Below are 17,785 nucleotides of genomic sequence, written 5' to 3'. Positions count from 1 at the left end.
AACCCTCCGTTCTTGTGCATTAGCGCAACGGTACATGCGCTGTCTCGCGTGAGAGGCGTACTGCGACCAGGCTCGCGAGAGCGCCGCCAGCGATGTACCAGGTTGGCGAGAGCGCGTCCGCCGTCATGCCGATTAGCCAAGTCGCCACGAACGGGGCGAAGCCGCCAAAGATGGTGACGGCAAAGTTGTAGCTGAGCGATATCGACGTGGTGCGTATTGCCGACGGATACAGCTCGGCCTGCCAAGCGGGTGCTGCGCCGGTCAGCGTCGCCATAAAAATGGCCAATACGCACACGGCGCCGATAATCTGACCGAGATGTGGTTGCGTCGCCATGAAAGCGAATAGCGGATAGGTGCCGAGCAACACGCATAGCGCGCCCACTGTCATCACGGGGCGACGCCCACAGCGATCCGAGAGATGTCCGATGACCGGCGACAAAATCATGAAGCAGGCGATCTGCAGGCTTGCGGCCACGAGTGCCTGCGACGCGGGTAGGCCGAGCGTACGTGTCAGGTAGATCGGCATGTAAAGCAGGTACAGGTAGTTGGTAACCGTCCAACCGATCGTGAACAGGCTGCCGATGCTCAACACGCGGCCGTGCTCGCGCAGCGCGGTGCGGATCGGTGCCGTGTCGGTATCATGTGCCACGGCGCACGGGGAGTCCTCGACATTGCGCCGCAGCCAAAAGCCGAACGCACCGATCAGCACTGCCCCCGCCACGAACGGCAGGCGCCACCCCCAGTCGGCCAGCGTAGCGGCCGACATCAGCCACGTCATCGTCCCCGCGCTCAGGGATCCGAGCAGCAACGCCACGGCAAGGCTGGCCTGCTGCCAACTGCCGTAGAGACCTCGCCGGTTGGGCGGGGCATGTTCGACAATAAAGCTCGTCGCACCGCCCCATTCACCTCCCGACGCAAAGCCTTGCAACACCCGTGCGGCAACGATCAACGTCGAGGCGGCGACGCCTGCCACTTCAACGCCTGGCGTCAAGCCGATCAGAGCAGTGCCGATCGACATCATAACAATCACCCACAGCAACGCCGCCTTGCGGCCGGCCCGGTCACCGTAGGCGCCGAGCACGATCGCTCCCAGTGGCCGCGCCACAAAACCGACGCCGAACGTGGCGGTGGCGACCAGGAACGACGTCGTCTCACTGGCGGCCGGAAAGAAGTGATGCGCGATTTGGGGGGAGAAGTACGCATACAGCACGAAGTCGTACCACTCCAGGATATTGCCGAGGGATGCCGCAATCACGGCCCGCCGAGCGCGGGTCGGCGTGGTCACGATAGACGTGCCGGGGCGAGCCCGAGTGTCGTGCGCTCGGGAAGTATGCGTGTTCATGGTCGGACCTACGAAAGGTAAGGGGAAGAGAGACGCGCTACGCCATCAAGTCATGGCGTAGCGCAGTCGGCGCTCAGCGGCGTATCGAACGGAACGCGCTCAGCACGCACTCGAGATCGTTGTCGGACAAGGCAAGCGAGACCTGCAAACGAAGACGGGCCCGTCCTTCGGGAACGACGGGATACGAGAAGGACTGGGCGAACACACCGCAATTGGCCAACGCGCACGCCGCAGGTACATGCTCATCGCAGTCAGTCGTGCGAAATCGATCTCACCACGCTCGATGAGGTCCAGTGCGCGGATCGACGCCGCCGCGATAGTCGGCATCCGCGCATTCGAGAATAAGTAGGGACGGCCGAACTGGCGGATGGTGTTCACGGCGACGGCGGGACCTGCGACAAAGCCGCCCGATGCGCCGCCCAGTGCCTTGCACAACGTGCCGACGTAGAGATCGACCGCCGCTATCTGCTGCCGGACCTCGGCAGTGCCCCGCCCAGTTGCACCGATCACACCGATGCCATGCGAATCGTCCATTACCAGCTGCGAGCGGTGCTGCCTGCACACGGCGCCAAGCGCGGCCAGCGGCGCCTGCGTGCCGTCCATCGAGAAGACCCCGTCCGTGACCAGCAGCCGCGCGCCTCCGTCGGACGCCGCGGCAAGGGCGTGCGCGGCAGTGGCCGCGTCGCGGTTGGCGCATAGGTTGACGTAGTCGTGCGTCCTGCCGCCCGGCGACGCTTGCGCCACTACAGTCCCGCCCTGCGCCGAGGTGATCGCCAATTCACGCGTGGTCGCGTGTCGTGTCGCCAGTGCTTGCTGGCGCGCGTCGAGCCGAAAGCGCAACGCCTCATCGAGCATGATGGTCCCCGTCGTAATCGACGTCGAGCGTGTACGCCGGATCATTGTGCCAGGCCCAGTAGACACGGAAGACCGCCTGGGTGATCTCGCCCGGCCGGCCGTTACCTACCGGCGTGTCGTTCAGACGTGAGACCGGCATGATGCCGCCTGCTGTCGAAGTAATGAAGATCTCGTCGGCATCACGCAGCAATGTTTCGTCCACTGCGCCTGCGTTCACGGCAAAGCCCTCTTGCGCGGCGATGTCGAACACCGTGCGGCGCGTGATGCCATGCAGCACGCCGCGTTCGGGCGTGTATAGCGTGCCGTTCTTGACGGCAAAGATATTGAACCCCGGGCCTTCGGCGATATTCCCGTCCATGTCCTTGATGACAACCGTTTCTGCACCGGCGTCGAAACCATGGAACTGCGCGGTCACCAGGTCGAGCCAGTGATAATTCTTGATCTGCGGATCGACCGACTCTGGCGGAATGCGCCGCACGCTGTCGATCAGGTACAAATGCAGGCCCTCTTTGACCTGGCGGGCGTTAGCCACCGAGCCGAACGGCACGGCGAAAGCGACGAATTGATTGAGCGCCTCGCGCGGATCGCGACTGAAAGTCGGCGAGATGCCGCGCGTGCAGAGCATCTCGACATAGGCGTTGCGATGTCCCGAGCGGCGCACGCACTCGATGAGAATGCCGCGGAGCGCGTCGTCGTCGTGTGGCACGGTAAGGCGCAGCTTGGCCAGCGAACGGCGAAAGCGTTCGATGTGCAGGTCCAGGCGGAAGAACTTGCCGTCCCAGACGTGCACGGTATCGTACGTCACGTCAGAATGAAGCAGGCCCCAATCAAGCACCGAGATGCGCGCCTCGGACATGGGAAGGAAGCGCCCCGCCATATAAGCGACGCCGTGCGGGTAGGTCAGGCCATCGATGCGCCCCACGTCAGGTTGGGTCATGAAGGATCTCGTACAGTTTGGGGGTAATAGTCGACTTCGCGGGCGAAGTCGACGCGGGCAGCTTCGAAGACGCTGCGGTGCACGATCGGGTTGGCCCCTACCGCGCGGTCAAACGAGAGCTTGCCGTCCAGATGGTCGATCTCGTGTTGCATCAACTCTGCGTCCGCCTGGCACAAGCGTTCCTTAAGATGCACCGCGCCGGTGAGATCGGTGAAGCGCACCGAAATCGAAACGAAGCGCTCAACGCGTACGAGCATGTCGGGGAAGCACATGCAATCGTCCCAAAGCGTCATGCGTTCGTCGCTCTGCCAGACGATTTCGGGATTGACGATTACCTCGGGCCAGCCGGGCAGCGCGAGGCCGATCATGCGTTTGTGTATCCCGATCTGAGGCGCCGCGATGGCGCGTCCGAAGCCATGCTTGGCGCGAAAGGCGCGTATCGCGTCTCCCAGGGCAGACGCTTCGGCGACAACAGCGAGGTCGCTCAAGTCGGTTACAGGAGATGCCGTTTCGCGCAGCGATGGCGTGCCGACTGGAAGGATTTCCCGCGTCATTTCGATACCTCGGTCAAAGCCGTTTTATTGCCTGCGTGATAGGTGGATATAGTGGCGGCAGGCGTGCGTAGGTCGCCGTGGGCGTCAAAGGCGATCGACCCCGTGACGCCTTGGAACACGACACGATGCAGGGCAGATACGATGTCCGGTGCCTTGGTTGATTGTGCAAGCACGGCGGCATGGTAGATGGCCATCATCGCGTCATAGGCATAGGGCGCGTACAACTGCACCGGTTCGCCGTAGGTCTTCGTGAACTTCGCAGCGAAGGCTGGCCCGCCTGGCATCTTCGCAAGACTGCGGCCGCCGTCGGCACAATACAGGTTGCCGTCAAGTGCCGCGCCTGCGAGCTTGCTCATCTCGGCGGTGCACAGACCGTCTCCGCCAATGAGCGGCGCCTCAATAGCGTAATGGCGCATTTGCTTGAGCATGGGGCCACCTTGCGTGTCCATGCCGCCGAAGAAAATCGCCTGCGGGTTGGCGCTTTTGACACGGGTGAGCACCGCCGCGAAATCAAAGGCCTTGTCGGTCGTATATTCCCGCGCGACGATCGTGTCACCGGATGCCTGTACTTGCTTGGCGAACACATCGGCGATGCCCTGGCCGTAGGCGGTGCGGTCGTCGACGACTGCTACACGCTTGGCATGCAGCGTGTCGGACACATAGCGCGAGAGCGCTTCACCGAGGAAATCGTCGTTGGCCAGCATGCGGAATGTGGTATCGAAACCCAGCCGGGTGAACTCGGGGCTAGTTGCTGATGGAGTCAGTTCGGCAATGTGTTGCTGCGCGTAGATGCGTGCTACCGCGATTGACGTGCCCGAATTCTGATGACCAATGACGGCGCTTACACGATTGTCGGCGAACCGCTGCGCGACCGTGGTTGCCAGGCGCGGATCGGCGCCGTCGTCCTGCGCGTCGAGCTCGAACTTCACGGGTTTGCCACCGATCACCGGATGCGACGCGTTGATTTCGTCCAACGCCAGCCGGATGCCGCGTTCGCTGTCCTTGCCGAAATGAGCCTGAGCGCCAGTGAGTGCGCCCGCATAGCCAATTGTGACGACGGTTTGCGCATGCGCGGCGGCGCAGCAAAACGCCAGCGCGAGCGCGGCGGTGAGGAGCGGGTGTCGCATGGTTTTCTCCGTGAAATCAAGCACCGGGTGGTGATACGATTCTAGGGAGGCTTTGAGAAATCCAATATTCTCGAAGGCCATTTTTGATTAATTGGATTTCGTTTTTCAATGCATGCGCGAAATATGGACAAACCGCCCGAGTCGCCGCTGGATGATTACGATCGCCGCATCTTGGCCCAACTTCAAATCGACAACCAGATCAGCAACCAGGCGCTCGCCGCGCTGGTCAATTTGAGCCCACCTGCGTGCTTGCGGCGCGTCAAGCGCTTGCGCGAGGACGGCTATATCCTGCAGGACACTTCTGTGCTGGCGCCGAACAAGGTCGGTTTGCCGATCATGATGTGGGTACAGGTGCAGGTCGAGCGGGAACGGCTCGACCTGCTCGACGAATTCAAGCGTTTTTTGAACGAAGTGCCCGAAGTCATGCAGTGCTACGTCGTAACCGGAAGGGCCGACTTCGTGCTACTAATTTCGGTGCGCGACATCGATAACTACGAGGAATTTGCCAATCGAGTGTTTCGGCAAAACCCGAACATTCGCCATTTCGAAACGATGGTGGTGATGTCGCGCGTGAAATTTGGTTTGTCGTTGCCGATCTGACGCAATTTCTGAAAGTCGCCACTTCATCACGCCGGGAATAAAACCCGAATACCACAAACGCATTGATAAGCACTACATCTGAACGAAACAGGAAAAAGCTATCAACGAAGCCGCTCTGAAACGTACTTCACCGGCTGGGAAGGGGATGCGAAGCAGCTCGTGCCTGACGTTTTCCGGGAAGAGCCAAACAAGGAGAGCGAATTGACACTCGTGGTCGCGCTCTCTTGACCGGCTGCAAGGGCTCGATTTCGGACGACCGCGTCAGATCGTAGGCAGGATGGCCACAATCTTAAGGCCGCCATTAATCAACAGACCTTAGCGCAGATATGCCCATCCGATCTCACGCATATGTGCGCTACAACACACGCGCTACTTCATGGCGAGACTACTCTGGAAGTCGAGCCTTCAAAACGCTTCCAGCTCACCACGCCAAACGTTCTCCGTACAACGTTCAGAAACCTCGCTGGAAAAACAGCAAACTTCGCAGCAATCCGCAGCGGAGGACGAAATGTCACCCAAGCCCTGGCTTTCGCAATACCCCGCTGGCGTTGCGGCGGACATCGACCTCAATGACTGTCCCTCGATGGCGGCTCTCCTGGAGCAAGCCGTTGCGCGCTTCAGCGACAGGATCGCCTTTCATCAATTCGGCGTGGATCTCACCTATCACCAGTTGGACGAGTACTCCGCGCGCCTCGCCGCCTATTTCCAGAAGGACCTTGGACTGAACCCCGGGGACCGCATCGCGCTAATGTTGCCGAACTCTCTGCAATATCCTATCGCGATGTTCGCCGCACTCCGGGCCGGGCTCACCGTGGTCAACGTGAACCCGCTGTATACCGCGCCGGAACTGGTGAATTTGATCAAGGATTCCGGTGCGCGTGCAATCGTGGTCCTTGAGATTTCCGCCGCCACCGTCGAGCAGGCGCTTGCTCATGTCTCGATCGAGCACGTTATCGTTGCGCACGTGTCGGATATGCAGCACTTTCCGAAATCCGTGATTGTCGATTATGTCGTTCGAAAAAGGAAAAAGCTCGTCCCGGACTGGACGATCGACGCTGCGATTGCCTTCAAAGTGGCCATGACCACGCACGCGGCTACGGACTTCACGAAACCAGAACTGAATCACGCAAACCGGGCGTTTCTGCAATACACCGGCGGCACGACCGGCGAGCCCAAAGGGGCGGCGCTAACGCACGGCAACGTGGTCGCGAATGTGCTGATGGTTGCGGCTTGGATCAAGCCGGCGTTCCGCGAGAGCGGTGAAATTACGCTCGTCGCGCTGCCTCTCTATCACGTGGCGGCTCTGGTGTGCCAATGTCTGGTCACGTTCCATCTGGGGCAGCGCTGCGTTCTGGTCATGAACCCACGCGATATTCCCTCCCTCGTGAAAGATTTCGCAACGCACCGCCCAACCTTCGTTGGTGGTCTTAACACGCTATTCACGGCGCTGATGAACAATGAAGACTTCGGTGCACTCGACTTCTCCGCATTGCGCAAAACCTTTGGCGGCGCTACCGCGACACAGCCCGCAGTGGCCGAACGCTGGCAAAAACTCACGGGCACTCCGGTGCTGGAGGTCTACGGTTTATCCGAGGCCGCAGGAGCCGTGACGGCCAATCCCGTCACGCGTACTGCCTTCGATGGAACGATCGGCGTGCCGCTGCCTTCCGTGCGCGTTGAAATCCGCGATGACAGCGGCGCGGCGGTAGGCGCGGGCATGCCGGGCGAGATCTGTGTCGCTGGGCCTTCTGTCATGCAAGGCTACTTTAACCGGCCGGAGGAAACCGAGCGCGTGATCGGCCCCGATGGGTTCTTTGCGACTGGTGACATCGGGATCATGGACGAGCGCGGCGTGATCAAGATCGTCGATCGCAAGAAGGACATGATTCTGGTTTCGGGTTTCAACGTCTACCCGAACGAGGTGGAGGGCGTGCTGTTTCAGCACGCGGGCATTCTGGAGGTTGCGGTGGTAGGCGTGGCGGATTCGCAATCCGGAGAAACACCTGCCGCTTTCGTGGTGAAAAAGGACGCGGGGCTGACCGAGGCTGACGTGATTGAATTTGCGCGCACGAGCCTCGCCGCTTATAAAGTGCCGAGGCATGTGATCTTCGTGAACGATCTGCCGAAATCGCCGATCGGCAAGGTGTTGCGCCGGCAATTGCGGGACCGGCTGGTGAATCGCCTCTGACGCTGGCGGACTAGGCGAAACGATGCAACCGGTACGCCAGCGGCGCGACCACTGAAAGATAGCCGTGCACCGCCGTGCGCAGCAACCGGCCGATCGCGTCGGCATCGGGCGGGACCGTTCGGGTTATGAGCGCCTGCGTTACGAGGCCGTAGACCATCGAGTGAGCGGCGAAGGCCGCGTCCTGGGTTGGCGCGCCATCGGGCCATCCGGGCCCTCCAGCAAGCGCTTTTGTCCACATCCGCACGAACTCGCCGTAGAGATCCCGATAGGTTTCCATTTCCGAAATGCGGCGCTCGAGAACGAACAGGGCGCTCCACTGTTCGGGATCGGCCAATGGCGCGGCGCTTTGGGCATGGATCAGCGCGTCGACGCGCTGCGGCAACGGTTCGTTCTGGTGTGCGTCGATGCATTCGAGCATCGTGGCCGCGATGTCCCGGATGCGCAGGCGGATGCACACGGCGGCCAGTTCGTCTTTGCTCGAATAGTATTCGTAGAAGCTGCCGGTGCCCACGCCCGCCAGCGCCACGATCTGGCGAATCGATACCGCGCGGTAGCTGCGCTCGACCAGCAACTGGATAAACGCTTGCTGAATGGCTTCGGTTGTGGCGAGTGCCCGTGATTGGGCGGGCCGGCGGCGCTTCGATGCGGTTGTTGCCGTCGTCGCTATTGCGCCTGAGGTTGGCGGCGTGACGTTTTTCAAACCCGAACACCCCCGCGAGCATTCCTCCCTACACTGTTATGTGAATCCCGTGTCGGCCGCTGGCTGGGCAGTTCGCGTGCCAGTGGGTGTCGACGCAAGATAACGGAACAGGAAAGGGACATTGCGATATGAACTGGAAAACCCATGAAGTCACGAATGTCGTGCCGGAATTAAAAAATTATAACCTCTACAGCACCGATATCGCGCTGCAAGAGGCGGTCCGGCGCGGCGGCGGCGCGGCCTATGAGGAGGAGCTGACACGCCATGGCGGGCTGCTCGGCAGCGCGGAAATGGTGCAAATGGCCGAGGACGCCAACCACTTCAAACCCGAACTCCACACGTTCGACCGCCAGGGCAATCGCATCGACCGCGTGGAATTCCACCCCGCGTGGCACGGCTTCATGAAAATGGCGCGCGAGCATGATCTGATCGCGCGGCCATTCAGCGATTCGCGTCCGGGCGCATGGGCGGCGTACGCGGCGGGTTTTTCGATGCATGGCCAGATCGAGGCCGGCTCGCAATGCCCGAATTCGATGACCTTCGCATGCATCCCGGTGCTTCAGAAGGAACCCGAACTATTTGAGCAGCTTGCGCCGAAGCTCTATTCGCTCAGCTACGACGCGCGCGATATTCCGTTTGAGCAGAAGTCGTCGATGCTCGTCGGTATGGGCATGACGGAAAAGCAGGGCGGCTCCGACGTGCGCGCCAATAGCACGCGCGCCACGCCGCTGCGCGGCGAAGGGCGCGGCGCGGAGTACGAGATCACCGGCCACAAGTGGTTCTTTTCGGCGCCCATGTGCGATGCGCACCTCGTGCTCGCGCGCACTGAGAATGGTCTTTCGTGCTTCTTCGTGCCGCGCTGGCGTCCGGACGGCACCAAGAACGCCATTCATATCCAGCGCTTGAAGGAAAAAGTCGGCAACCGCTCCAACTCCAGCAGCGAGGTCGAATTCCTGGGGGCTTGGGGGCGCATGATCGGCGAAGAAGGGCGCGGCATCCCGACCATCATCGAGATGGCGTCCTATACGCGCCTGAATTGCGTCATGGGCAGCACCGGCACGATCCGCCAGGCGCTCGTGCAGTCGATTCACTACGCCCGCGGTCGCCAGGCATTCGGCAAATACCTCGTGGACCAGCCGCTGATGCGCAACGTGCTGGCCGACTTGGCGCTGGAAAGCGAGGCCGCGACGCAATTGATGATGCGCCTGACCGAAGCGTTCGCGCGTGCGGAAGACTCGCCGCTTCAGCGCGCCTACAAGCGGATTGTGACGCCTGCGTCCAAGTACTGGGTCGCCAAGCGCAGCATCGAACTGACCGGTGAAGCGATGGAAGTGTTCGGCGGCAATGGCTATATGGACGAAGGCCCGATGGGGCGCCTGTATCGCGAAGCGCCGGTCATCTCGATCTGGGAAGGGTCGGGCAACGTGATGGCGCTCGACATGCTGCGTGCGATCGGCCGCGAGCCGGATGCGCTCGAAGCCTTGATGGCCGATCTGGCCTCGGTGTGCGGCGACGACGCGCGCTTGCGCCCCAGCCTCGAAGCCATTCCGCGCGCGTTCCGGCAAGACGCCGATACGCTCGAATTCCTCGCGCGTCGCGAGGCGCAACGTTTGATTCTGCTGGTGCAGGCGCGTTTGCTGCGCGAATTCGCGCCCGCACCGGTCGCGGACGCGTTCATCGCCAGCCGCTTCGACGACCAGTGGGGCCGCGTGTTCGGCACGCTGCCCGCCGGCGTGAATGTGGCCGCGATTCTGGAGCGCGCGTTTCCGATCGCGTAATTCATTGCGCGCGGGTTGCAACTTGATCGTCGCGATTGGCGACAAGGTCGCGACCAACTTTCTCCACGGCGTGATCCGCGCGTCGGTCGATCTTCGTGGCCCTGTCGGAGTTGATGTTGACGTCGCCACCTCTCCAGCACGAGTTGCAGTCGCTGAAGATCGCACCGGCGACGGCAAGGCCGATGCCCCAGGCGACTCCCGTCGCGAGGACCGCTTCAGATCCACGCTCAAAGGCGGACAACACGTATGGAGGCTGAGGGCTGGTCCGGGAACCCCTGAAGGGGCGTTCGGCGCTGCACTTGACTGCTCCGACCGAGTTCCGTGTCCTCGGCTTGCTTACTCGCTATTGACGCTTCTTTGGAGCCCCCAAATTTGCCGGCAGGCGATCAAGTGTCGTTAGCAAATCGCGCTGAGACTTTATCCCCAGCTTGGCGAAGGCTCGATAGCGATAAGTTAAGACTGTCGTTTCGGATAGCTCCAGCAGCGCAGCAGTCTCTCTGGACGTCTTTCCTTCAAGCAGGTACGAAATAACCTGCTTCTCGCGATGTGCAAGATTCGTCAGTATGCGATGGTGCAATTCGTCGCTGACCGCTCGACGCGATGACTTCCGTACCTGAGCGAGTACGGCTTCATGTAGCACAGGCGCGCACCGCGTGATTGTCTCAAAGTCCCGTTCCGAAAAAAGCGCAAAAGACAGGTTCCGGTAAAGACTAATCGCGGCGCGAAGCCCCTGACAGTCGAGCAGCAGGATTGAGGCTCGTTCCCGAATGCCCGGCTTCGTGTAGCAGAGGTCTCGATACTTCAGGTCGCTAACGTCTTCAGCAAACTGGTGACTCATCCAAAGCTGCGAACGTGCAGGCGAGCGCTTGCGCGAAAGCCACGTCATGTTGCTATCCAGTAGGTCGAATCGGTTGCTGTAGTAATCGACCGCCGTAATCGTGGCCACGGCCCCATGCGCACTGGCAGTCGAGAGAGCCGACACACGACCGTTTGCCTGAAGAGCAAACACGGTGCAGTGGCTTACTGGAACTAGCGCTTGCATCGCGTCAAGTATGTATTGCGCGAGTTCCTCGGTGCCGATTCCCGCAACGACTTTGGTCACGAAAGGCAACGGGACGTCCTCGTTTGGCGCCTTGATTCTCCAGTATTTCATTGTTCCCCAGGGTTTATACGTCATAAGAACATACGACAACGAAACACGACATTTCGCGAACAATAGCACCAGCTCGTCGATGCACAAACATTAGACGCTAAAGGGCGTGCTAAGCGCAATCAGCGAAGGAGACATTTCATGAACGACACATACAAAGGTATCGACCGTATCGGTCCCTTTGCATATCAACGCTTTGCTCCCACGGTTCCGCTGCTGGACAACGGATCGGAGCCTGTCAGACACAAAGTCATCATCGTCGGCGGCGGACCGGTGGGACTTGCCACCGCGTTGGGACTGGCGCGTTTTGGCGTGTCTTCGGTGGTGATCGAAGCTGACGATTCGGTCTGTGAAGGAAGCCGCGCTGCATGCATTTCGCGGCGCAGTTTGCAGATCGTCGAAAGACTGGGTGCGCTGGACCAGTTTCTTGAAAAGGGCCTGCGATGGAGTCGCGGCCGCAGCTTTTATCGCGAGCATGAGGTTTTTGACTTCACGATGCACGATGACCCATCGGAGAAGCTGCCGCCGATGATCAATCTTCAGCAATACTACATCGAGCATTTCCTGCTTCAGGCCATCGAGCGAGTCAACGCGTCTACGCCCGGCGTGATTGATGTGCGCTGGAACTCACGGGTGACACGCTTTGTTGCGCTCGACGCCGGAGCTGAGCTTGAAGTCGACAACGGGGTCGAAAAATATCGAACAAGCACGGATTGGCTTGTCGCATGCGATGGCGGCCAAAGCTTCGTCCGCAAAGAGCTCGGGCTTGAGCTGAAAGGAACGGCTTATGAGGGTCGATACGTCATTATCGATATCGAACTTCCGAGCAACGCACCGACTGAACGACGGGCGTGGTTCGATCCGCCATGGTGGCCTGGCTCGACCATCCTGATGCATCGTCAGCCCGACAACATCTGGAGAATTGACTACCAGTTGCGAGACGGGGATTCCCCTGAAGATGCGCTTTCACCGTCACGCGTGCAGGAATTCGTGCAGACCCATCTCGACGCTATCGGCGAGGGGCACTTGCCTTGGAAGCCTGTTTGGACATCGGTCTACCGCGCAGGAGCGATGACGCTCGATTCGTATCGCCATGGGCGAATTCTGTTTGCAGGCAACGCGGCACACGCCATGCCGATTTTTGGGGTACGCGGTCTCAACTCGGGATTTGATGACGCGGACAATCTGGCATGGAAGCTCGCACTTGTCGCAACGGGTCGCGCCAATGAAGCGCTTCTCGACGGTTATAGCGCCGAGCGAATCGAAGCCTTTCATGAGAACGCCGCAAATGCCATGCGAAGCACGGAGTTCATGTCCCCCCCTTCGCGCGGATTCGATCTGATGCGAGAAGCGTGCCTGTCGCTCGCAAAGGACAATCCGTCCATCGCCAAACTCGTCAATCCTCGGCAAACCCACGCAGTCACATATTCAGTGAACGCGGGGACGCCTGACACCGGATTCGATGCCGGTCCGGCTCCCGGTTCTGTTGCTGTTGATTTGCCGCTGGATATCGAAGGCCGGTTCCTTAGCGATGTCTTCGATTTCGCGGCCTTCACGCTGCTTGGATTCGGCATGTCTGCGGGCCGTGTGCGAACGCTTGCGGATCTCGTCGCCAAAATCCCGGTTCCGGTTCAGGTTCGAAATCTGGGCGTTGTCGGTAGCGAAGCTGACCTTTTTGCCGCCGCCGATGAATACGAAAAAATCCTGCAGTCGTACGGTGCCGCCGACGGGTGTGCCTACCTGTTGCGACCCGATGGACACGTTGCGGCAAGGTGGCGTCAACCGTCAGTCGAGGACGTATGGGATGGTCTATCGCGCGCATGCGCCACGGTGTTTGATGAATTGGAGGAATCATGTCACAGCTGAATGCGAGCGCAAGGGATCGAATCTACACACTGTGCGCTCGAGCCGTGAGCAGCGCAGGTAGAGAAGCCGAATCGCTCTTTCTTGCAAGACTGACTTTACTGCTGTTCGAGCGTGTGGGAGACGAAGTGCTCTGCGAGGAAGCAATCGGAACGGCGCTCCGTGATCTGCCGACACCTTCCCTTTCTGCATAAAGCTCAGCGTTCATACAACCACGTTGGCTCAATCACTCGTCCGGGATTTCGCCATGAACACACCACATACGAATACTTCGACTGGCCCTGACGCCACCGCGCCACTCGGTGCAGTTCTCGGTCTCCATCACTTCGCGTGGCGATCACGTGATGCTGAAGAGACTCGACATTTCTACGAGGACATTCTGGGAATGCCTCTCGTCCACGTGATCAAAAAGGATCACGTGCCGAGCACCGGCGAATACTGCCCATATGTCCACATCTTCTTCCGCATGTACGACGGATCTCATATCGCGTTCTTCGATCTCGGCGACGGCACGCGCGCAGAACCCAGCGGGAACACGCCTGCATGGGTCAACCACATTGCCCTGCGGGTCGATAACCGGCAACGGCTTGAGGAAATGAAAGCACGCTTGCTTGACCATGGCGTGGAGGTGCTTGGGGTTGTTGATCACGATGGCTACATTGAGTCGATTTACTTTTTCGATCCCAATGGATTCCGCCTCGAATTGACAATTGAAGTCGCGCCGTCCGAGGTCATCCAGGCATTTGCCACACACGCCCATCAGCAATTAGCGGAGTGGACCGCTGAGGCAAACGAACGAAAGAAAAGCGCGAAGGAAACAGCATGAGCATGAAATCTCCCATTCTTCGACTGGCAACACGGTCGAACGGCACTCGTGACGGTGAACTCGTCGTTGTGTCGTCGAGCCATCAGCGATGCGTGGCCGTGTCCACCATCGCGAGAACCCTTCAACAGGCGCTCGATAACTGGTCTGACATCGCACCGCAACTCGAAACCTTGTGCCGTCGCCTTGACGCGTGCGGCTGGGTATCATGTGACTCGTTCGATCCCCGCATGGCGCTCGCGCCTCTACCGCGCGCGTATCAATGGGCTGATGGATCGGTGTATAGAAACCACGCGCGGCTCATGTACCAGTGGCGAAAGGAACCGATACCTGACCGTTACGAGGTAGATCCCCTCGTATATCAGGGCGGCTCCGATGTAATGCTTGCGGGCCATGATGCCATTATCGCGATCAGTGAGGACCATGGGATCGACTTCGAAGCGGAGATCGCTGTAATTACCACCGATGTGCCCTTAGGCGCTTCGGTCGAAGAAGCATCCGATTGCATCGCTCTCGTCGTCCTTGTGAATGACGTGTCATTGCGTGGGCTCATTCCCAGTGAGCTTGCCCGAGGCTTTGGCTTTTACCAAAGCAAGCCCGCGAGCAGTTTCGCACCGGTGGCAGTTTCTCCGGCAGCGCTAGGCAACGCATGGCGCGACGCGATGCTGCATCTACCCGTGCGGATCGAGTTCAATGGCGCAGTGTTCGGAACACCGAATGCTGGTGAAGATACAGTCTTCAACTTCGGGCAGATCATTTCGCATCTGGCACGGACCCGCGCCCTGTGCGCCGGGACCATCGTTGGCGCAGGCACGATAAGTAACGCCGATCCGACGACTGGTAGCGCGTGCGTGACGGAAGCGCGAGTTCGGCAAGCACTTGCCGGCGTTGCAGAGAGCGAGCAGCAGCGTTACCTGCAAAACGGCGATCGGATCAAAATGGAGGCCATTGCAGAGGACGGCACGTCTGTCTTCGGCCCGATCGATCAGGCAGTCGAAATACGCTAAACGGCCTGAATCATCACAGAGAAGCCCATCCGGACGGATGGGCTTTTTCTATTTTGGGTCTCAAATCACGCCGCTCAATGGGCACATCATAAGGGAAAGCACGTCCTAATAATTTATGACAAGCAAAGGGCTGCGACTCTCTCAAAATCGAAGGTATGCAACTTAACTTTGATCAAGTCAGAGCATGGGGCAGACCACCGGCACTGGCATGCCGGGCCGTACTACATAAATCACGCAACGCCGCTTGCGTTGCAGTTTGGAGACGAGCATGACACCGAATCCCACGATACACCCAGGGGACACCAACAGCCTTTACCGCAAGATAAGCCGCCACATCGTGCCGTTTGTATTCACGGGCTTCGTCATTGCATTTCTTGACCGCATTAACATTGGTTTCGCCCAGTTGCAGATGAAGTCCGATCTGGGATTCAGCGATGCCGTCTACGGTCTCGGCGCTGGTGTGTTCTTTTTGGGCTACTTCATCTGCGAGGTGCCGAGCAATTTGCTGCTCGAACGTATCGGCGCGAGACGCACGTTCATGCGGATCATGATCGGCTGGGGCATCATTTCGTCATGCATGGCGCTGGTTACCACGCCATGGATGCTTTATGTGATGCGCTTTCTTCTCGGCGTATTTGAGGCAGGTTTTTTCCCGGGGATCATCCTTTACCTGACCTACTGGTTCCCCGCCTCGCGCAGGGCGTCAGTCACGGCATGGTTGTTCGTTGCGGTCGCAGTCGCTGGTGTGACCGGTGGAATTCTGTCAGGCGCGATCATGCAGTACGCAGCAGGTCTGCACGGGTTGGCGGGTTGGCAATGGATGTTCATTCTGGAAGGTATGCCGGCGGTCCTGATGGGCTTCGTCGTTCGATTCTTTCTCGTCGATAGTCCCACCGACGCGCGATGGCTCACCGACCATGAGAAGCAATTTGTCGAGCGTGACCTGGCCAGTGATCTCGCCTTGAAAGCACCGGCTGCATCGCAGTCAGTAAAGGGTGCATTCCGCAACCCGATGGTGTATCTGTTTTCAGCGGTCTATTTCACGCTGACTTGCGGAACGATGGCTATCAGTTTCTGGTTGCCCACGATCATCCACGGTGCGGGAATTCACAGCCTTCTGGATACCGGATTGCTGAGCGCCATCCCGTACGGAATCGGCGCTATTGGGATCATCCTGATCTCAAGACATTCGGACAAGCATCGTGAGCGACATTTTCACTATGCCTTCTGCACGATTGGCGGCGGCATTGCGTTGTTCCTGATCGGGCTGTACGGGAGCGATCTCTACTCGGCTTTGCTCTTTCTCAGTATCGCGGTTGTGCTGACTTTCGCTGCGCTGCCAATTTTTTGGTCCATGCCTCAGGACTATCTTTCCGGGACAGGTGCGGCTGGTGGTATCGCCCTCATTAGTAGCCTCGGTCAACTCGGAAGCTTTTTCAGCCCATCGCTAATCGGATGGATCAAGACTTCCACAGGGCGCCTTGATGCGGGCCTCTATGTCCTTGCTGCTTTGCTGATTGCCGGCGGCATCGTGGTGCTCATTCACTCACGTAAAAACGTCCGTCGCGCTGCACATATTGCAGCGTGATCCGAATGCAACGAGATATTAATAACAAGCCGAATACCCAGAAATGAAGCACTACCTCGCAATCGGCACGCTACTTCTGTCGTGCAATGCCTTTGCCCAAAGCAGCGTGACGCTGTACGGAATCATGTCCGTTGGCGTCGAATGGGTTAACAACTCAGGCGGAAGCCACGTCTACAAGATGTTGAGTGGCGCAAACCAGAACTCTCGTTGGGGCCTCAAGGTTCGTGAAGACTTGGGAGGTGGTCTTTACGCGCTCGCTCAACTTGAAAATGGGTTCGACGTAACGAGTGGCGCGTTCCAGCAAGGGGGCCGTATGTTCGGACGGCAGGCCTTCGTAGGCCTCGGCGACCAGCGTTTCGGCACGTTAACATTGGGACGACAGTACGACGAGTTCTGGGATTATCTCAGCCAGATGGCGCCGCTCACGACGAATGGCCTCGCCGCACACCCTGGCGACGCCGACAACTTGATGGGCAGTTGGCGTTACAACAACTCGGTGAAATATAGCTTTCCGTCAATCGGTGGTTTCAATGCGTCGGTCCTCTACGCATTCAGCAATGCGGCAGGCGCGTTCAACTTCAATCGGGCGTGGAGTGCTGGCGGCAGCTACACCTGGTCGAACATCAAGATTGCCGCGGCATATGCGGAGCTGGATCGACCAGGTACCGCAAATACCGCTGGCGCGGTGACCGATGACTATGCAGCTGCGCCATTTTTCCTCTTTCGGACAAGCCCCATCAATCGATCGGTCGGAACCGAGCGGCAACGCAACTACGGCGTTGGATCGACCGTTCAATTCGGAAAAGCTGGAACCTGGAACGTTATAGTCGACCAGTCGAGCTTTCGCTACCTCGATGGGACGAGCTTTCGGCTTACTAATTTCGACACGTCTTATAGCTACCCGATCAACCCGGCCTTAACGGTTGGTGCCGCATACATCTTCTCGATGGGCCGGTATGGCGGTGCAGCCGATTCGCGTGCCCACTGGCACACTGCGCAGATCAGCCTCGATTACCTTCTGTCTAAACGGACCGACATATACGTTTATGATGATTTTCAGGCTGCGTCGGGACGATATGCGGTCGCGGCGATTTATGGCAATGCGCCGTCGACCACTTCGAACCAGAATTTGGTGATGTGTGGTATTCGCCACCGGTTTTAGGGGACCTATCCGGCATTTTGTGGGCGAGGCATATCATGAGAGGTAAAAATCATGGATATGCCGATGAAGAAGAAACGTACGGTGGCGTCTCAGGCAGCGGCCCGAGGGCCG

General features: G+C 59.2%; 15 protein-coding genes. 8 read left to right on the top strand and 7 right to left on the bottom strand.

Annotation, left to right across the window (positions count from 1 at the left end; translation table 11 throughout):
• Window positions 1–19: 19 nt before the first annotated feature.
• The 5 genes from HV773_RS32455 to HV773_RS32435 all read right to left on the bottom strand — a co-directional run bounded on the left by HV773_RS32455 (window position 20) and on the right by HV773_RS32435 (window position 4,896).
• Window positions 20–1,285, bottom strand: coding sequence for an MFS transporter (locus HV773_RS32455; protein ID WP_160113506.1), 1,266 nt, complete (start codon window positions 1,283–1,285; stop codon window positions 20–22).
• A gap of 156 nt (window positions 1,286–1,441) precedes the next feature.
• Window positions 1,442–2,197, bottom strand: coding sequence for an aminotransferase class I/II-fold pyridoxal phosphate-dependent enzyme (locus tag HV773_RS32450; protein ID WP_160113507.1), 756 nt, complete (start codon window positions 2,195–2,197; stop codon window positions 1,442–1,444).
• Window positions 2,187–3,134: an aminotransferase class IV gene (locus HV773_RS37135; RefSeq protein WP_129564260.1), complete on the bottom strand. Its 948-nt coding sequence runs from the start codon at window positions 3,132–3,134 to the stop codon at window positions 2,187–2,189. The genes HV773_RS32450 and HV773_RS37135 overlap by 11 nt, the downstream gene beginning before the upstream one ends.
• On the bottom strand, window positions 3,131–3,688 hold the full coding sequence (locus HV773_RS37130; protein WP_129564261.1) for a peptide deformylase: 558 nt from the start codon (window positions 3,686–3,688) through the stop codon (window positions 3,131–3,133). Before HV773_RS37130 ends, HV773_RS37135 begins: the two co-directional genes overlap by 4 nt.
• A complete protein-coding gene (locus HV773_RS32435; protein WP_227875469.1) occupies window positions 3,685–4,896 on the bottom strand; it encodes a branched-chain amino acid ABC transporter substrate-binding protein in 1,212 nt (403 codons plus the stop codon). The genes HV773_RS37130 and HV773_RS32435 overlap by 4 nt, the downstream gene beginning before the upstream one ends.
• A gap of 42 nt (window positions 4,897–4,938) precedes the next feature.
• Between HV773_RS32435 and HV773_RS32430 the strand changes: the two genes are divergently transcribed.
• Both HV773_RS32430 and HV773_RS32425 read left to right on the top strand, forming a co-directional pair.
• Window positions 4,939–5,415, top strand: a complete 477-nt coding sequence (locus tag HV773_RS32430; protein WP_129564262.1) for an Lrp/AsnC family transcriptional regulator — start codon at window positions 4,939–4,941, stop codon at window positions 5,413–5,415.
• A gap of 376 nt (window positions 5,416–5,791) precedes the next feature.
• Window positions 5,792–7,603: an AMP-binding protein gene (locus HV773_RS32425; protein WP_343052413.1), complete on the top strand. Its 1,812-nt coding sequence runs from the start codon at window positions 5,792–5,794 to the stop codon at window positions 7,601–7,603.
• Between the two features lie 10 nt (window positions 7,604–7,613).
• Here HV773_RS32425 and HV773_RS32420 read toward each other — a convergent pair whose 3' ends face one another.
• Window positions 7,614–8,303 (bottom strand): TetR/AcrR family transcriptional regulator, encoded by a 690-nt coding sequence (locus HV773_RS32420; protein ID WP_129564263.1) that lies wholly within the window; start codon window positions 8,301–8,303, stop codon window positions 7,614–7,616.
• A gap of 128 nt (window positions 8,304–8,431) precedes the next feature.
• Between HV773_RS32420 and HV773_RS32415 the strand changes: the two genes are divergently transcribed.
• Entirely contained in the window at window positions 8,432–10,081 is a 1,650-nt protein-coding gene (locus HV773_RS32415; RefSeq protein WP_129564264.1) for an acyl-CoA dehydrogenase family protein, read from the top strand.
• Window positions 10,082–10,424: 343 nt separating this feature from the next.
• On the opposite strand, the gene HV773_RS32410 is transcribed toward HV773_RS32415, so the two are convergent.
• Window positions 10,425–11,234 (bottom strand): response regulator transcription factor, encoded by an 810-nt coding sequence (locus tag HV773_RS32410; RefSeq protein WP_160113508.1) that lies wholly within the window; start codon window positions 11,232–11,234, stop codon window positions 10,425–10,427.
• Between the two features lie 138 nt (window positions 11,235–11,372).
• Here HV773_RS32410 and HV773_RS32405 point away from each other — a divergent pair, with 138 nt between their 5' ends.
• The 5 genes from HV773_RS32405 to HV773_RS32385 all read left to right on the top strand — a co-directional run bounded on the left by HV773_RS32405 (window position 11,373) and on the right by HV773_RS32385 (window position 17,674).
• Window positions 11,373–13,097 (top strand): FAD-dependent monooxygenase, encoded by a 1,725-nt coding sequence (locus tag HV773_RS32405; RefSeq protein WP_129564267.1) that lies wholly within the window; start codon window positions 11,373–11,375, stop codon window positions 13,095–13,097.
• Window positions 13,098–13,341: 244 nt separating this feature from the next.
• Window positions 13,342–13,920 (top strand): VOC family protein, encoded by a 579-nt coding sequence (locus HV773_RS32400; RefSeq protein WP_129564268.1) that lies wholly within the window; start codon window positions 13,342–13,344, stop codon window positions 13,918–13,920.
• Window positions 13,917–14,924, top strand: a complete 1,008-nt coding sequence (locus tag HV773_RS32395) for a fumarylacetoacetate hydrolase family protein (protein WP_129564269.1) — start codon at window positions 13,917–13,919, stop codon at window positions 14,922–14,924. Before HV773_RS32400 ends, HV773_RS32395 begins: the two co-directional genes overlap by 4 nt.
• Window positions 14,925–15,192: 268 nt before the next feature.
• The gene (locus tag HV773_RS32390) at window positions 15,193–16,512 is read left to right on the top strand and encodes an MFS transporter (protein WP_129564270.1); all 1,320 of its coding nucleotides are present in this window, start codon (window positions 15,193–15,195) and stop codon (window positions 16,510–16,512) included.
• 43 nt (window positions 16,513–16,555) lie between these two features.
• Window positions 16,556–17,674, top strand: coding sequence for a porin (locus HV773_RS32385; RefSeq protein ID WP_175197970.1), 1,119 nt, complete (start codon window positions 16,556–16,558; stop codon window positions 17,672–17,674).
• Window positions 17,675–17,785: the final 111 nt, after the last annotated feature.

Origin of the sequence: Paraburkholderia caffeinitolerans (assembly GCF_902859945.1) — a bacterium.
GTDB classification, from domain to species: domain Bacteria; phylum Pseudomonadota; class Gammaproteobacteria; order Burkholderiales; family Burkholderiaceae; genus Paraburkholderia; species Paraburkholderia caffeinitolerans.
The sequence above is the reverse complement of the archived record's forward strand: the minus strand, read 5'-3'. Positions and strand labels throughout refer to the sequence as shown.

What these genes read in the sequence shown, in the direction of transcription:
- HV773_RS32385 (WP_175197970.1), top strand. Translation starts at nt 16,556, where the DNA reads ATGAAGCACTACCTCGCAATCGGCACGCTACTTCTGTCGTGCAATGCC.
- HV773_RS32405 (WP_129564267.1), top strand. Translation starts at nt 11,373, where the DNA reads ATGAACGACACATACAAAGGTATCGACCGTATCGGTCCCTTTGCATAT.
- HV773_RS32400 (WP_129564268.1), top strand. Translation starts at nt 13,342, where the DNA reads ATGAACACACCACATACGAATACTTCGACTGGCCCTGACGCCACCGCG.
- HV773_RS37135 (WP_129564260.1), bottom strand. Translation starts at nt 3,134, where the DNA reads ATGACCCAACCTGACGTGGGGCGCATCGATGGCCTGACCTACCCGCAC.
- HV773_RS37130 (WP_129564261.1), bottom strand. Translation starts at nt 3,688, where the DNA reads ATGACGCGGGAAATCCTTCCAGTCGGCACGCCATCGCTGCGCGAAACG.
- HV773_RS32410 (WP_160113508.1), bottom strand. Translation starts at nt 11,234, where the DNA reads ATGAAATACTGGAGAATCAAGGCGCCAAACGAGGACGTCCCGTTGCCT.
- HV773_RS32390 (WP_129564270.1), top strand. Translation starts at nt 15,193, where the DNA reads ATGACACCGAATCCCACGATACACCCAGGGGACACCAACAGCCTTTAC.
- HV773_RS32430 (WP_129564262.1), top strand. Translation starts at nt 4,939, where the DNA reads ATGGACAAACCGCCCGAGTCGCCGCTGGATGATTACGATCGCCGCATC.
- HV773_RS32395 (WP_129564269.1), top strand. Translation starts at nt 13,917, where the DNA reads ATGAGCATGAAATCTCCCATTCTTCGACTGGCAACACGGTCGAACGGC.
- HV773_RS32425 (WP_343052413.1), top strand. Translation starts at nt 5,792, where the DNA reads ATGGCGAGACTACTCTGGAAGTCGAGCCTTCAAAACGCTTCCAGCTCA.
- HV773_RS32450 (WP_160113507.1), bottom strand. Translation starts at nt 2,197, where the DNA reads ATGCTCGATGAGGCGTTGCGCTTTCGGCTCGACGCGCGCCAGCAAGCA.
- HV773_RS32415 (WP_129564264.1), top strand. Translation starts at nt 8,432, where the DNA reads ATGAACTGGAAAACCCATGAAGTCACGAATGTCGTGCCGGAATTAAAA.
- HV773_RS32435 (WP_227875469.1), bottom strand. Translation starts at nt 4,896, where the DNA reads ATGGCCTTCGAGAATATTGGATTTCTCAAAGCCTCCCTAGAATCGTAT.